This window comes from Pseudomonas sp. B424, assembly GCF_055408345.1.
Genome location: NZ_JBUZTL010000010.1, coordinates 123,724 through 137,198, shown reverse-complemented (window position 1 = coordinate 137,198; position 13,475 = coordinate 123,724). Strand labels below are relative to the sequence as shown.

Below are 13,475 nucleotides of genomic sequence, written 5' to 3'. Positions count from 1 at the left end.
GAGAGGCGGGCCCCGGCTGTTCCATTCATCGAATTGAGACATTTTGTCTGGATTTGATAGGTGGGAAGGTCGGGGCCTTGCCTTGACTGGGGGCAAGATCCTCTTTAGACTCTTGTACCCCTAAATTTGGCGGGAATTCGTTCCTGCCATTTTGCTTTTCTTGCAAGACAATAGCGTCGCAAGACAACAGTGGAGCTAGTAGATGGCAACTATCAACCAGCTGGTACGTCAGCCGCGTAAGCGTATCGTCGAGAAATCCGACGTGCCTGCGCTGCAAAACTGCCCGCAACGTCGTGGCGTATGCACCCGTGTGTATACAACTACGCCGAAAAAACCTAACTCGGCACTGCGTAAAGTATGCCGTGTGCGCCTGACCAACGGTTTCGAGGTTTCCTCGTACATCGGTGGTGAAGGTCACAACCTGCAAGAGCACAGCGTGGTACTGATTCGTGGCGGTCGTGTAAAAGACTTGCCAGGTGTTCGTTATCACACCGTTCGCGGCTCTTTGGATACTTCCGGCGTTAAAGGTCGTAACCAAGGTCGTTCGAAGTACGGTACCAAAAAGCCGAAGTAGTATTCGGTTGCTGGTAAATAATGCAGATTTCTTTTTTTCTGAGTCGATAAGAGTAAGGTCGGACGTGCATCCGCAGGGTGTAATGGTTCCGAGCTAACCTGAAGACCGTTTGAGGGCTTATCCATGCCAAGAAGACGCGTAGCAGCCAAGCGCGATGTGCTTGACGATCCAAAATACGGAAGCCAAATTCTGGCCAAGTTCATGAACCACGTGATGGAAAGCGGCAAAAAAGCCGTTGCCGAGCGTATCGTTTATGGCGCGCTGGAAAAGGTTAAAGAACGCAAGAACAGCGATCCCCTGGAAATCTTCGAGAAAGCTCTCGACGCCATCGCTCCGCTGGTCGAAGTGAAGTCGCGCCGTGTAGGCGGTGCTACTTACCAGGTTCCGGTCGAAGTTCGCCCGTCCCGTCGTAACGCCCTGGCAATGCGCTGGTTGGTAGACTTCGCCCGCAAGCGCGGCGAGAAGTCTATGGCTCTGCGTTTGGCTGGCGAACTGTTGGACGCAGCTGAAGGCAAAGGTGCTGCTGTTAAGAAGCGTGAAGACGTGCACCGTATGGCCGAAGCTAACAAGGCTTTCTCGCACTACCGCTTCTAATTTCAGCTTCACTAATTTTGCGAGGGCTTTATGGCTCGTACTACTCCGATTAGTCGCTACCGTAACATCGGTATCGTCGCTCACGTAGATGCTGGTAAAACCACCACTACCGAGCGCGTCCTTTTTTACACTGGCAAAAGTCACAAGATGGGCGAGGTGCATGATGGCGCCGCGACCACCGACTGGATGGTGCAGGAGCAGGAGCGTGGTATTACCATTACTTCTGCTGCCATTACCGCCTTCTGGAAGGGTTCTGCCAAGCAGTACAAAGACGAGCATCGCTTCAACGTAATCGACACACCTGGCCACGTAGACTTCACTATTGAAGTTGAACGTTCCCTTCGTGTACTCGACGGCGCTGTCGTTGTGTTCTGTGGTACCTCGGGTGTTGAGCCTCAGTCGGAAACCGTATGGCGTCAAGCCAACAAATACGGCGTTCCACGTCTTGTTTACGTAAACAAGATGGACCGTGCTGGTGCGAACTTCCTGCGTGTGATCGAGCAGATCAAAAAGCGTCTGGGTCACACTCCGGTGCCTATCCAGCTCGCTATCGGTTCTGAAGACAACTTCCAAGGTCAGATTGATCTGATTACCATGGAAGCTGTTTACTGGAATGATGCTGACAAGGGTATGGTCCCTGTTCGCAAGGAAATTCCAGCTGAGCTGAAAGATCTGGCTGACGAGTGGCGCGACAACATGGTTCAGGCTGCGGCCGAAGCCAATGAAGAGCTGATGAACAAGTACCTCGAAGGTGAAGAATTCACTATCGCGGAAATCAAGGCCGCTCTGCGTCAGCGTACTATCGCTGGTGAGATCGTCTTGGCTGTTTGTGGTTCTTCCTTCAAGAACAAGGGCGTTCCCCTGGTTCTCGATGCTGTTATCGACTATCTGCCAGCTCCGACTGATATTCCTGCCATCAAGGGTACTGACCCTGATGACGAGAGCATCGAGCTGGAGCGTCATGCAGACGACAGCGAGCCGTTCTCGGCTCTGGCGTTCAAGATCGCTACTGACCCATTCGTGGGCACCTTGACCTTCGTCCGTGTTTACTCGGGCGTGTTGAACTCCGGCGACGGCGTGATCAACTCGGTTAAGGGCAAGAAAGAGCGCGTGGGTCGTATGGTGCAAATGCACGCAAACGCCCGTGAAGAAATCAAGGAAGTGCGCGCTGGTGACATCGCGGCCTTGATCGGCATGAAGGACGTCACCACTGGTGAGACTTTGTGCAACGCTGACAAGCCAATCATTCTGGTTCGTATGGACTTCCCGGAGCCGGTTATTTCGGTTGCCGTAGAGCCTAAGACCAAGGATGACCAGGAAAAAATGGGTGTTGCACTGGGCAAGCTTGCTCAAGAAGATCCATCTTTCCGTGTTAAAACTGATGAAGAGACTGGTCAAACGATCATCTCTGGCATGGGCGAGCTGCACTTGGACATCCTGGTTGACCGGATGCGCCGTGAGTTCAACGTCGAAGCCAACATCGGTAAGCCTCAGGTTTCGTATCGTGAGCGCATCACGAAGAAGTGTGAAATCGAAGGCAAGTTCGTTCGTCAGTCCGGCGGTCGTGGCCAGTTTGGACACTGCTGGATCCGTTTTGCACCTGCTGACGAAGGTCAGGAAGGTCTGCAGTTCGTGAACGAAGTGGTAGGTGGTGTGGTTCCTAAGGAATACATCCCGGCTATCCAGAAGGGTATCGAAGAGCAGATGAAGAACGGTGTTGTTGCCGGCTATCCGCTGATCGGCCTGAAGGCTACCGTGTTTGATGGTTCTTACCACGACGTCGACTCCAACGAGATGGCGTTTAAGGTGGCTGCTTCCATGGCTACCAAGCAACTGGCCTCCAAAGGTGGTGGTGAGCTGCTTGAGCCAATCATGGCGGTAGAGGTTGTTACACCTGAAGACTATATGGGTGACGTGATGGGCGACTTGAATCGTCGTCGCGGCATGATCCAGGGTATGGAGGATACGGTTTCCGGCAAAGTTATTCGTGCTGAGGTTCCGTTGGGTGAAATGTTCGGTTATGCGACCGACGTTCGTTCCATGTCTCAGGGTCGCGCAAGCTACTCTATGGAATTCAAAAAATACGATACAGCTCCGGCGCACATCGTCGAAACTGTTACTAAAAAACAAGGCTGATTTAGTTCAGTCCTTTAGGCAAGGAGTTAATTGTCGTGGCTAAAGAAAAATTTGATCGTTCCCTACCGCACGTCAACGTTGGCACTATCGGTCACGTTGACCATGGTAAAACCACGCTGACTGCAGCTCTGACTCGTGTTTGCTCCGAAATTTTCGGTTCGGCCATTGTTGACTTCGATAAGATCGACAGCGCGCCAGAAGAAAAAGCTCGTGGTATCACCATCAACACTGCGCACGTTGAATACAACTCGCTGATCCGTCACTACGCTCACGTTGACTGCCCAGGTCACGCTGACTATGTGAAGAACATGATCACCGGTGCTGCTCAGATGGACGGCGCTATCCTGGTTTGTTCGGCCGCTGATGGTCCGATGCCACAAACCCGTGAGCACATCCTGCTGTCCCGTCAGGTTGGCGTTCCGTACATCGTGGTTTTCCTGAACAAGGCTGACCTGGTAGACGACGCAGAGCTGCTGGAACTGGTTGAGATGGAAGTGCGCGATCTGCTGAGCACTTACGACTTCCCGGGCGACGACACTCCGATCATCATCGGTTCTGCTCGTATGGCTCTGGAAGGCAAAGACGATAACGAAATGGGCACCACTGCCGTTCGTAAACTGGTTGAAACTCTGGATACTTACATTCCGGATCCAGTACGTGTTATCGACAAGCCGTTCCTGATGCCAATCGAAGACGTGTTCTCGATCTCTGGTCGCGGTACTGTTGTGACTGGTCGTATCGAGCGCGGTATCGTTCGCGTTCAAGATCCGCTGGAAATCGTTGGTCTGCGTGACACTACTGTTACCACCTGCACCGGCGTTGAAATGTTCCGTAAGCTGCTTGACGAAGGTCGTGCTGGCGAGAACTGCGGCGTGCTGTTGCGCGGCACCAAGCGTGACGACGTAGAGCGTGGCCAGGTTCTGGTTAAGCCGGGTTCGGTTAAGCCGCACACTACCTTCGAAGCTGAAGTGTACGTGTTGAGCAAAGAAGAAGGCGGTCGTCACACTCCGTTCTTCAAAGGCTACCGTCCACAGTTCTACTTCCGGACCACTGACGTGACCGGTAACTGCGAACTGCCGGAAGGCGTTGAAATGGTAATGCCAGGCGACAACATCAAAATGGTTGTCACCCTGATCAAAACCATCGCAATGGAAGACGGTCTGCGTTTCGCAATCCGTGAAGGCGGTCGTACCGTCGGCGCTGGCGTAGTAGCCAAAATCATTGCTTAAGCTTTGATTGCCTGAAAAAGCCCCCGCTCAGCGGGGGCTTTTTTTATTGAGTTGACACCCAGTTGGGCCATCTATAGAATTGCGCCTCCTTTAAACGGGCGTATTGCGCTCGGTGGGAATAGCAATCGGAGTCTGAAATCCAATGCAAAATCAGCAAATCCGTATCAGGTTGAAGGCTTTTGACCATCGCCTGATCGACCAATCAACCCAGGAAATCGTGGAAACCGCGAAACGTACTGGTGCTCAAGTGCGTGGTCCAATTCCACTGCCTACCCGTAAAGAGCGGTTCACCGTTCTGGTCTCCCCGCACGTCAACAAAGACGCGCGTGACCAGTACGAGATCCGTACTCATAAGCGTGTACTGGACATCGTCCAGCCAACGGATAAAACCGTTGATGCTCTTATGAAGCTTGATCTTGCGGCCGGTGTGGAAGTGCAGATCAGCCTCGGCTAAGACTTGGGTCTTAGTCGTGTAACGCTCTGAAATGGGCGGCCATAGCGGGTGAAAGCCCCGTACACTCATGAGGTTTACAACATGACTATTGGTGTAGTCGGTCGTAAATGCGGTATGACCCGTATTTTCACCGAAGAAGGTGTCTCCATTCCGGTTACGGTCATTGAGATCGAGCCGAATCGCGTCACCCAGTTCAAAACTGAAGAAACCGATGGCTATCGTGCAGTGCAAGTCACTGTCGGCGAGCGTCGCGCTTCGCGTGTAACAGCTGCTCAGGCGGGTCACTTCGCCAAAGCAAACGTTGCAGCTGGTCGTACCGTAATGGAATTCCGCCTTGAAGAAGGCGAGTACCAAGCAGGCGATCTGATCAACGCTGAAATCTTCACCGCAGGTCAGATGGTCGATGTGACCGGTCAGTCCAAAGGTAAAGGCTTCCAGGGTACGATCAAGCGTTGGAATTTCCGTGGCCAAGATAACACTCACGGTAACTCCGTTTCCCACCGCGTCCCGGGCTCTATTGGCCAGTGCCAGACTCCTGGTCGTGTATTCAAGGGCAAAAAAATGTCCGGTCATATGGGCGCTGAGCGCGTGACCGTGCAGTCCCTCGAAGTAGTGCGCGTCGACGCTGAACGCAATCTGTTGTTGGTCAAGGGTGCTGTTCCTGGCGCTACTGGCGGCAACCTGGTTGTACGTCCGGCGGCCAAGGCTCGCGGTTAAGGGGAAGCTGACATGCAATTAAATGTAAATGATGCTCAAGCGATCGAAGTTTCCGAACTGACGTTCGGCGGCGAGTTCAACGAGACGCTGGTTCACCAAGCAGTCGTGGCCTACATGGCCGGCGGCCGTCAAGGTAGCAAGCAGCAAAAGACCCGTTCCGACGTTCGTGGTGGCGGTAAGCGCCCTTGGCGTCAGAAAGGTACTGGCCGTGCTCGTGCTGGTACTATCCGTAGCCCAATCTGGCGTGGCGGTGGTACTACTTTCGCAGCTCGTCCACAAGATCACTCTCAGAAGCTCAACAAGAAGATGTATCGCGCAGCAATGCGTTCCATCCTTGCTGAACTGGTTCGTACTGATCGTCTGATCGTGGTTCAGGACTTCGCAGTTGAAGCGCCGAAAACCAAAGATCTGCTGAACAAACTGAATGGCATGGGTCTGACAGACGTCCTGATCGTGTCTGAAGTTGTTGATCAGAACCTGTACCTGGCTGCTCGTAACCTGCCACACGTTGATGTACGTGACGTGCAAGGTTCCGACCCAGTTAGTCTGATCGCATACGACAAGGTGTTGATCACCGTGTCGGCCGTGAAGAAATTCGAGGAGCTGCTGGGATGAACCAGGAACGCGTATTTAAAGTTCTGCTTGGCCCGCACGTTTCCGAGAAGGCTACGGTTCTGGCAGACAAGAAAGGCCAGTTCGTTTTCAAGGTTGCTACTGATGCAACCAAGCTGGAAATCAAGAAGGCCGTCGAAAGCCTGTTCAGCGTGAAAGTTGAGCGTGTTACTACCCTGAATGTTCTGGGTAAGAGCAAGCGCACCGCTCGCGGCGTGGGCAAGCGTAATGACTGGAAGAAGGCAGTAATCTCCCTTCAGCCAGGCCAAGATCTCGATTTCAGCAGCAGTGCTGAGTAAGGAAGGGGTGCATCATGGCAATCGTTAAATGCAAACCGACTTCCCCTGGCCGCCGTCATGTGGTCAAGGTGGTCAACCAGGAGCTGCATAAAGGCGCTCCTCACGCACCGCTGCTCGAGAAGAAATCGAAGACTGGTGGTCGTAACAACAATGGCCGTATTACCACTCGTCACATCGGTGGTGGTCATAAGCAGCACTATCGTTTGGTCGACTTCCGTCGCAACGACAAAGATGGCATTCCAGCCACTGTTGAGCGTATCGAATACGATCCAAACCGTACTGCTCACATTGCTCTTATGTTGTACGCAGACGGCGAGCGCCGTTACATCATCGCCCCTAAAGGCGTGAGTGCTGGTGACCAGCTGATCGCAGGTGCTTTGGCGCCGATCAAGCCGGGCAACGCTCTGCAACTGCGCAACATTCCAGTTGGTAGCACCGTACACGGCATCGAATTGAAGCCGGGTAAAGGCGCGCAAATCGCACGTTCCGCTGGTGCTTCGGCTCAGCTGGTCGCTCGTGATGGTGTCTACGTGACCCTGCGTCTGCGCTCTGGTGAAATGCGTAAAGTATTGGCTGAATGCCGTGCAACGCTTGGCGAAGTCTCGAACTCCGAGCACAGCCTGCGTTCGCTGGGTAAAGCTGGTGCCAAACGCTGGCGTGGCGTTCGCCCAACCGTTCGTGGTGTTGCCATGAACCCGGTTGACCACCCACATGGTGGTGGTGAAGGTCGTACCTCTGGTGGTCGTCATCCGGTATCGCCATGGGGCTTCCCGACTAAGGGCGCGAAGACTCGTGGTAATAAGCGTACCGACAAAATGATCGTCCGTCGTCGCAAGTAAATAGAGGGATACGACAGTGCCACGTTCTCTGAAAAAAGGTCCTTTTATTGATCTTCACCTACTGAAGAAGATCGAAGTGGCGGCGGAAAAGAACGATCGCAAACCGGTGAAAACCTGGTCGCGCCGTTCTATGATCCTGCCACAAATGGTCGGTTTGACCATCGCTGTGCATAACGGTCGTCTTCATGTCCCAGTTCTCGTGAACGAAGACATGGTTGGCCATAAACTAGGCGAGTTTGCCGGTACCCGCACATATCGTGGGCACGTGGCAGACAAGAAAGCCAAGCGTTAAGGGGTAAGGAACGATGGAAGTAGCCGCTAAGTTGTCGGGCGCTCGAATCTCCGCCCAGAAAGCCCGCTTGGTCGCCGACCAGATCCGCGGGAAGAAGGTGGGCGAAGCGCTCAACCTGTTGGCTTTCAGCAACAAGAAAGCCGCCGAGATCATCAAGAAAGTGCTGGAGTCGGCCGTAGCCAACGCCGAGCACAACGAAGGCGCAGACGTTGACGACCTTAAAGTCGCCACCGTTTTCGTCAACGAAGGGCGTTCGCTGAAGCGCATCATGCCGCGTGCCAAAGGCCGCGCTGATCGCATCGTCAAGCGGTCTTGCCATATCACTGTCAAGGTTGCTGACAAGTAACGGAGTCGAAGAGATGGGTCAGAAAGTACATCCCATTGGCATTCGCCTGGGAATCGTCAAGGAGCACACCTCCGTCTGGTACGCAGACGGCCGGACTTATGCGGACTATTTGTTCGCTGATCTGAAGGTGCGTGAATACCTCCAAGACAAACTAAAAAGCGCGTCCGTAAGCCGTATCGATATCCATCGTCCGGCCCAAACTGCACGTATCACCATCCACACCGCTCGTCCAGGTATCGTTATCGGGAAGAAAGGTGAAGATGTTGAGAAACTGCGTCAGGACCTGACCAAGCAAATGGGTGTGCCTGTGCACATCAATATCGAAGAGATCCGCAAGCCGGAACTTGACGGTATGCTGGTTGCGCAGAGCGTAGCTCAGCAGCTGGAGCGTCGTGTAATGTTCCGTCGCGCGATGAAACGCGCTGTACAGAACGCTATGCGCATTGGTGCCAAGGGCATCAAAATCCAAGTGAGCGGTCGTCTCGGCGGTGCTGAAATCGCACGTACTGAATGGTATCGCGAAGGTCGTGTGCCATTGCACACCCTGCGTGCCGACATCGACTATGCCAACTACGAAGCTCACACCACTTACGGTGTGATCGGTGTAAAGGTTTGGATCTTCAAAGGCGAAGTAATTGGTGGTCGCCAAGAAGAGCTGAAGCCACAAGCACCAGCGCCTCGTAAAAAAGCTGCTAAGTAAGGGGTACGCCAAATGTTACAACCTAAGCGTACGAAGTTCCGCAAGCAAATGACTGGCCACAACCGTGGCTTGGCATTGCGCGGTAGCAAAGTCAGCTTCGGCGAGTATGCGCTGAAGTCTGTTGCTCGTGGTCGCCTAACCGCTCGTCAGATCGAATCAGCGCGTCGTGCACTGACCCGTCACGTTAAGCGTGGCGGTAAGATCTGGATCCGTGTATTCCCGGACAAGCCTATTTCCAAAAAGCCCCTAGAAGTTCGTATGGGTAAAGGTAAGGGTAACGTGGAATATTGGGTTGCCCAGATTCAGCCAGGCAAAGTCCTGTATGAAATCGAGGGTGTTACTGAAGAGCTGGCGCGTGAGGCTTTCGCCCTGGCTGCTGCAAAGCTGCCGCTCGCCACCTCCTTTGTTAAACGGACGGTGATGTGATGAAAGCGAATGAACTTCGTGAAAAATCCGCACAGCAGCTGAACGAGCAACTGCTCGGCTTGCTGCGCGACCAGTTCAATCTGCGTATGCAGAAAGCAACTGGCCAGTTGGGGCAGTCGCATCTGCTCTCGCAAGTTAAGCGTGACATCGCTCGCGTGAAGACTGTGCTCAAACAGCAGGCAGGTAAGTAATCATGGCTGAAGCCGAAAAGACTGTCCGTACGCTGACTGGCCGTGTTGTCAGCGACAAGATGGACAAAACCATCACCGTACTGATCGAGCGTCGCGTTAAGCACCCGATCTACGGTAAATACGTTAAGCGTTCGACTAAGCTGCACGCGCACGACGAAACCAATCAGTGCCACATCGGCGACAAAGTCACTATTCGTGAAACTCGTCCGATGGCCAAGACCAAGTCTTGGGCACTGGTTGATGTTCTCGAACGCGCTGTGGAAGTCTAAGGACTAGGGGTCGGAGAAATTATATGATTCAGACTCAATCCATGCTCGATGTGGCCGATAACAGCGGCGCACGCCGCGTTATGTGCATCAAGGTGCTGGGTGGCTCCCATCGTCGTTACGCTGGTATCGGTGACATCATCAAAGTTACCGTCAAGGAAGCAATTCCTCGCGGTAAAGTGAAAAAAGGCCAAGTGATGACTGCTGTTGTAGTCCGCACTCGTCACGGCGTACGTCGTGCTGATGGCTCCATTATCCGCTTTGATGGCAACGCTGCTGTTCTTCTGAACAACAAGCAAGAGCCGATCGGCACCCGTATCTTTGGGCCAGTGACCCGTGAACTTCGTACTGAGAAGTTCATGAAGATCGTCTCGCTCGCCCCAGAAGTGCTGTAAGGAGATCCGACATGCAAAAGATTCGTCGTGACGACGAGATCATCGTGATCGCCGGCAAAGACAAAGGTAAGCGCGGTAAGGTGCTTAAGGTTCTCGCTAACAACCGTCTGGTTATTGGTGGTCTGAACCTGGTTAAGCGTCATACCAAGCCTAACCCGATGTCGGGCGTACAAGGCGGTATCGTCGAAAAAGAAGCTCCACTGGACGCTTCTAACGTCGCCATCTTCAACGGCGAAACCAACAAGGCTGACCGCGTTGGTTTCAAAGTAGAAGAAGGCAAGAAAATTCGTGTCTTCAAGTCGACCCAAAAAGCGGTTGATGCTTGAACACTGCTAGGTAGATAAGACCATGGCACGACTAAAAGAGATTTACCGGAAGGAAATCGCTCCGAAACTTAAGGAAGAACTTAAGCTTTCGAACGTGATGGAAGTTCCGCGCGTTACCAAAATCACCCTGAACATGGGTTTGGGCGAAGCGATCGGTGATAAGAAAATCATCGAGCACGCTGTAGCTGATTTGGAAAAAATCACGGGTCAAAAATGTGTAGTGACCTACGCTCGCAAGTCCATCGCAGGCTTTAAAGTTCGCGAAGGCTGGCCAATCGGCGTTAAGGTAACTCTGCGCCGTGAGCGTATGTACGAATTCCTGGATCGTCTGCTGTCGATCTCCCTGCCTCGGGTTCGCGACTTCCGCGGCCTGAATGCCAAGTCCTTCGATGGTCGTGGTAACTACAGCATGGGCGTTAAAGAGCAGATCATCTTCCCGGAAATCGACTACGACAAAATCGATGCCCTCCGCGGTCTGGACATTACCCTGACCACCACTGCTCGGACGGATGATGAAGGTCGCGCATTGCTGCGTGCTTTCAAATTCCCGTTCCGCAACTGATTGGAGTAGGACCATGGCTAAGATGAGCATGAAAAACCGCGAGCTGAAACGTCAGCTCACGGTTGCCAAGTTCGCCAAGAAGCGTGCTGCGCTGAAAGCTATCATCGTTGATCTGAACGCAAGTCCAGAAGCGCGTTGGGAAGCTCAAGTTGCTCTGCAGAAGCAGCCACGTGACGCAAGCGCTGCGCGCATGCGTAACCGCTGCCGCTTGACTGGTCGTCCGCATGGTGTTTACCGCAAGTTCGGCCTTGGCCGTAACAAATTGCGTGAAGCAGCAATGCGCGGTGACGTACCAGGTCTGGTTAAAGCCAGCTGGTAAGGCGCACAGGCAAAGTTACCCCTGTCAGGGTTGTAAGATCCTGACAGCCGGTGACCTTGAATATGAATCAAGCCCCTATTGGGGCTTGATTCATTTCTGGCGTATGTCTAGAATGACCGGCTCGCCTGAGCCCGTGCTTTTTAAGCATTGAGTCACTCGGCGACAGTTGTAGCCGCAAGGCTAATTCTTTTTGTATCAGGAGCGTCTAGCCCATGAGTATGCAGGACCCGTTAGCGGACATGCTAACTCGAATCCGTAATGCCCAGATGGCTGAAAAGTCCGTCGTAAGCATGCCATCTTCCACGTTGAAGGTAGCTGTAGCCAAAGTTCTCAAAGACGAAGGTTACATCGCGGATTATCAGATCAGCAGCGAAATCAAACCACTGCTGTCTATCGAGCTGAAGTACTTCGAAGGCCGTTCGGTTATCGAAGAAGTTAAGCGCGTTAGCCGTCCAGGCCTGCGTCAGTACAAGTCCTCCGAAGATCTGCCTAAAGTTCGTGGCGGTCTCGGTGTGTCTATCGTCTCCACCAGCAAAGGTGTGATGACGGATCGTGCTGCGCGCGCTGCCGGTGTCGGCGGCGAAGTTCTTTGCACTGTGTTCTAAGGGGGGATAAGCATGTCACGCGTCGCTAAGAACCCCGTTAAGCTGCCAGCTGGTGTCGAAGTAAAATTCGCCGGCCAACAGCTTTCGGTGAAGGGTGCCAAGGGCACTCTAGAACTGAACATCCATTCGTCCGTTGAGATCGTTGAAGAAGCTGGTGAGCTGCGTTTCGCTGCTCGCAATGGCGATCAACAAACTCGCGCAATGGCTGGTACCACTCGTGCGTTGGTAAACAACATGGTCCAAGGCGTAAGCCAAGGCTTCGAGCGCAAGCTCCAGCTGGTCGGTGTTGGTTACAAAGCGCAAGCAAAAGGCACAGTGCTGAACCTGGCTCTTGGCTTCTCGCACCCAGTGGATTACGAATTGCCGGAAGGCATCACCGCTGAGACCCCAAGCCAAACCGATATCCTGATCAAGGGCATCGATAAGCAACTGGTAGGTCAGGTGGCCGCTGAGATCCGCGGTTTCCGTCCACCAGAGCCTTATAAAGGTAAGGGTGTACGTTACGCGGACGAAGTCGTCCGTCGTAAAGAAGCCAAGAAGAAGTAGGGCATAGCAAATGACCGACAAAAAAGTTACTCGACTGCGTCGCGCTCGCAAAGCACGTCTGAAAATGCACGAATTAGAAGTCGTGCGTCTCTGCGTGTTCCGCTCGTCTCAGCATATATACGCCCAGGTCATCTCGGCCGACGGCAGCAAAGTCCTGGCAAGCGCCTCGACTTTGGACAAAGAACTGCGTGATGCTGCCACTGGCAACATCGACGCGGCCACAAAGGTTGGCCAGCTGGTCGCTACGCGTGCAAAAGCCGCTGGCGTCTCGCAGGTGGCTTTCGACCGCTCTGGCTTCAAGTACCACGGCCGCGTGAAAGCGCTGGCTGAGGCTGCTCGTGAAGCTGGGCTGGAGTTCTAAGTTATGTCAAATAACGACCAAAAGCGCGACGAAGGCTACATTGAGAAGCTGGTTCAAGTTAACCGCGTAGCCAAAACCGTTAAAGGCGGCCGTATCTTCACTTTCACCGCGTTGACCGTGGTTGGTGATGGTAAAGGGCGCGTTGGCTTCGGCCGTGGCAAGTCACGTGAAGTGCCTGCTGCGATCCAGAAGGCAATGGAAGCTGCTCGCCGCAACATGATTCAAGTGGACCTTAACGGTACCACTCTGCAGTACGCCATGAAATCCGCCCACGGCGCTTCCAAGGTTTACATGCAGCCTGCTTCTGAAGGTACCGGTATCATCGCTGGCGGCGCTATGCGTGCTGTCCTCGAAGTTGCTGGTGTTCAGAACGTACTGGCCAAGTGCTATGGCTCGACTAACCCGGTAAACGTGGTTCACGCCACTTTCAAAGGTTTGAAAGCTATGCAATCTCCTGAATCTATTGCTGCTAAGCGTGGCAAAAGCGTCAAGGAGATCTTCTGATCATGGCTACCGTTAAAGTAACGCTGATCAAAAGCATGACCGGCCGTATCCCTAATCACAAATTGTGCATTAAGGGTCTGGGTCTGCGTCGCATCGGTCACACTGTAGAAGTACTTGATACTCCCGAGAATCGCGGGATGATCAACAAGGCTTACTACATGCTGCGTGTAGAGGGTTAATCG

General features: G+C 53.3%; 24 protein-coding genes. All 24 read left to right on the top strand.

Annotation, left to right across the window (positions count from 1 at the left end):
* Positions 1 to 202 precede the first annotated feature (202 nt).
* The 24 genes from rpsL to rpmD all read left to right on the top strand — a co-directional run bounded on the left by rpsL (position 203) and on the right by rpmD (position 13,472).
* Positions 203 to 574, top strand: a complete 372-nt coding sequence (gene rpsL, locus ACZRMS_RS14390; RefSeq protein WP_002555494.1) for a 30S ribosomal protein S12 — start codon at positions 203 to 205, stop codon at positions 572 to 574.
* A gap of 123 nt (positions 575 to 697) precedes the next feature.
* On the top strand, positions 698 to 1,168 hold the full coding sequence (rpsG, locus tag ACZRMS_RS14385) for a 30S ribosomal protein S7 (RefSeq protein WP_019824369.1): 471 nt from the start codon (positions 698 to 700) through the stop codon (positions 1,166 to 1,168).
* Between the two features lie 30 nt (positions 1,169 to 1,198).
* Complete coding sequence (gene fusA / locus ACZRMS_RS14380; RefSeq protein WP_463995778.1) at positions 1,199 to 3,304, top strand: elongation factor G; 2,106 nt, start codon at positions 1,199 to 1,201, stop codon at positions 3,302 to 3,304.
* Between the two features lie 35 nt (positions 3,305 to 3,339).
* Positions 3,340 to 4,533: an elongation factor Tu gene (tuf, locus tag ACZRMS_RS14375; protein ID WP_003444379.1), complete on the top strand. Its 1,194-nt coding sequence runs from the start codon at positions 3,340 to 3,342 to the stop codon at positions 4,531 to 4,533.
* Between the two features lie 142 nt (positions 4,534 to 4,675).
* The gene (gene rpsJ / locus ACZRMS_RS14370) at positions 4,676 to 4,987 is read left to right on the top strand and encodes a 30S ribosomal protein S10 (RefSeq protein ID WP_003186070.1); all 312 of its coding nucleotides are present in this window, start codon (positions 4,676 to 4,678) and stop codon (positions 4,985 to 4,987) included.
* An 81-nt stretch (positions 4,988 to 5,068) separates the two neighbouring features.
* On the top strand, positions 5,069 to 5,704 hold the full coding sequence (rplC, locus tag ACZRMS_RS14365; protein ID WP_003444377.1) for a 50S ribosomal protein L3: 636 nt from the start codon (positions 5,069 to 5,071) through the stop codon (positions 5,702 to 5,704).
* A 12-nt stretch (positions 5,705 to 5,716) separates the two neighbouring features.
* The gene (rplD, locus tag ACZRMS_RS14360) at positions 5,717 to 6,319 is read left to right on the top strand and encodes a 50S ribosomal protein L4 (RefSeq protein WP_003444376.1); all 603 of its coding nucleotides are present in this window, start codon (positions 5,717 to 5,719) and stop codon (positions 6,317 to 6,319) included.
* The gene (gene rplW, locus ACZRMS_RS14355) at positions 6,316 to 6,615 is read left to right on the top strand and encodes a 50S ribosomal protein L23 (RefSeq protein WP_003444375.1); all 300 of its coding nucleotides are present in this window, start codon (positions 6,316 to 6,318) and stop codon (positions 6,613 to 6,615) included. Before rplD ends, rplW begins: the two co-directional genes overlap by 4 nt.
* A 14-nt stretch (positions 6,616 to 6,629) precedes the next feature.
* Positions 6,630 to 7,454, top strand: a complete 825-nt coding sequence (rplB, locus tag ACZRMS_RS14350) for a 50S ribosomal protein L2 (RefSeq protein WP_003444374.1) — start codon at positions 6,630 to 6,632, stop codon at positions 7,452 to 7,454.
* A gap of 16 nt (positions 7,455 to 7,470) precedes the next feature.
* The gene (rpsS, locus tag ACZRMS_RS14345; protein ID WP_003232420.1) at positions 7,471 to 7,746 is read left to right on the top strand and encodes a 30S ribosomal protein S19; all 276 of its coding nucleotides are present in this window, start codon (positions 7,471 to 7,473) and stop codon (positions 7,744 to 7,746) included.
* Between the two features lie 13 nt (positions 7,747 to 7,759).
* The gene (rplV, locus tag ACZRMS_RS14340; RefSeq protein WP_003444373.1) at positions 7,760 to 8,092 is read left to right on the top strand and encodes a 50S ribosomal protein L22; all 333 of its coding nucleotides are present in this window, start codon (positions 7,760 to 7,762) and stop codon (positions 8,090 to 8,092) included.
* Between the two features lie 13 nt (positions 8,093 to 8,105).
* On the top strand, positions 8,106 to 8,792 hold the full coding sequence (gene rpsC, locus ACZRMS_RS14335) for a 30S ribosomal protein S3 (protein ID WP_003176422.1): 687 nt from the start codon (positions 8,106 to 8,108) through the stop codon (positions 8,790 to 8,792).
* Between the two features lie 12 nt (positions 8,793 to 8,804).
* The gene (gene rplP, locus ACZRMS_RS14330) at positions 8,805 to 9,218 is read left to right on the top strand and encodes a 50S ribosomal protein L16 (protein ID WP_016779178.1); all 414 of its coding nucleotides are present in this window, start codon (positions 8,805 to 8,807) and stop codon (positions 9,216 to 9,218) included.
* Positions 9,218 to 9,409: a 50S ribosomal protein L29 gene (rpmC, locus tag ACZRMS_RS14325; protein ID WP_003444371.1), complete on the top strand. Its 192-nt coding sequence runs from the start codon at positions 9,218 to 9,220 to the stop codon at positions 9,407 to 9,409. Before rplP ends, rpmC begins: the two co-directional genes overlap by 1 nt.
* Positions 9,410 to 9,411: 2 nt before the next feature.
* A complete protein-coding gene (gene rpsQ / locus ACZRMS_RS14320; protein WP_003194644.1) occupies positions 9,412 to 9,678 on the top strand; it encodes a 30S ribosomal protein S17 in 267 nt (88 codons plus the stop codon).
* 23 nt (positions 9,679 to 9,701) lie between these two features.
* Positions 9,702 to 10,070, top strand: a complete 369-nt coding sequence (gene rplN / locus ACZRMS_RS14315; protein WP_002555479.1) for a 50S ribosomal protein L14 — start codon at positions 9,702 to 9,704, stop codon at positions 10,068 to 10,070.
* A gap of 11 nt (positions 10,071 to 10,081) precedes the next feature.
* Positions 10,082 to 10,396 carry a 50S ribosomal protein L24 gene (gene rplX, locus ACZRMS_RS14310; protein ID WP_003444369.1) on the top strand — a complete coding sequence of 105 codons (315 nt, stop codon included), beginning with the start codon at positions 10,082 to 10,084 and terminating at the stop codon, positions 10,394 to 10,396.
* Positions 10,397 to 10,418: 22 nt separating this feature from the next.
* Entirely contained in the window at positions 10,419 to 10,958 is a 540-nt protein-coding gene (gene rplE / locus ACZRMS_RS14305; protein WP_003444368.1) for a 50S ribosomal protein L5, read from the top strand.
* A 13-nt stretch (positions 10,959 to 10,971) separates the two neighbouring features.
* Entirely contained in the window at positions 10,972 to 11,277 is a 306-nt protein-coding gene (rpsN, locus tag ACZRMS_RS14300) for a 30S ribosomal protein S14 (protein WP_003444367.1), read from the top strand.
* Between the two features lie 212 nt (positions 11,278 to 11,489).
* On the top strand, positions 11,490 to 11,882 hold the full coding sequence (rpsH, locus tag ACZRMS_RS14295; RefSeq protein ID WP_003444366.1) for a 30S ribosomal protein S8: 393 nt from the start codon (positions 11,490 to 11,492) through the stop codon (positions 11,880 to 11,882).
* Positions 11,883 to 11,894: 12 nt separating this feature from the next.
* Positions 11,895 to 12,428: a 50S ribosomal protein L6 gene (gene rplF / locus ACZRMS_RS14290; RefSeq protein WP_016779180.1), complete on the top strand. Its 534-nt coding sequence runs from the start codon at positions 11,895 to 11,897 to the stop codon at positions 12,426 to 12,428.
* A gap of 10 nt (positions 12,429 to 12,438) precedes the next feature.
* Entirely contained in the window at positions 12,439 to 12,789 is a 351-nt protein-coding gene (gene rplR / locus ACZRMS_RS14285; protein WP_003444364.1) for a 50S ribosomal protein L18, read from the top strand.
* 3 nt (positions 12,790 to 12,792) lie between these two features.
* Positions 12,793 to 13,293: a 30S ribosomal protein S5 gene (rpsE, locus tag ACZRMS_RS14280; protein WP_003186035.1), complete on the top strand. Its 501-nt coding sequence runs from the start codon at positions 12,793 to 12,795 to the stop codon at positions 13,291 to 13,293.
* Positions 13,294 to 13,295: 2 nt separating this feature from the next.
* Complete coding sequence (gene rpmD / locus ACZRMS_RS14275) at positions 13,296 to 13,472, top strand: 50S ribosomal protein L30 (RefSeq protein ID WP_003444363.1); 177 nt, start codon at positions 13,296 to 13,298, stop codon at positions 13,470 to 13,472.
* The last annotated feature ends 3 nt before the right edge of the window (positions 13,473 to 13,475 follow it).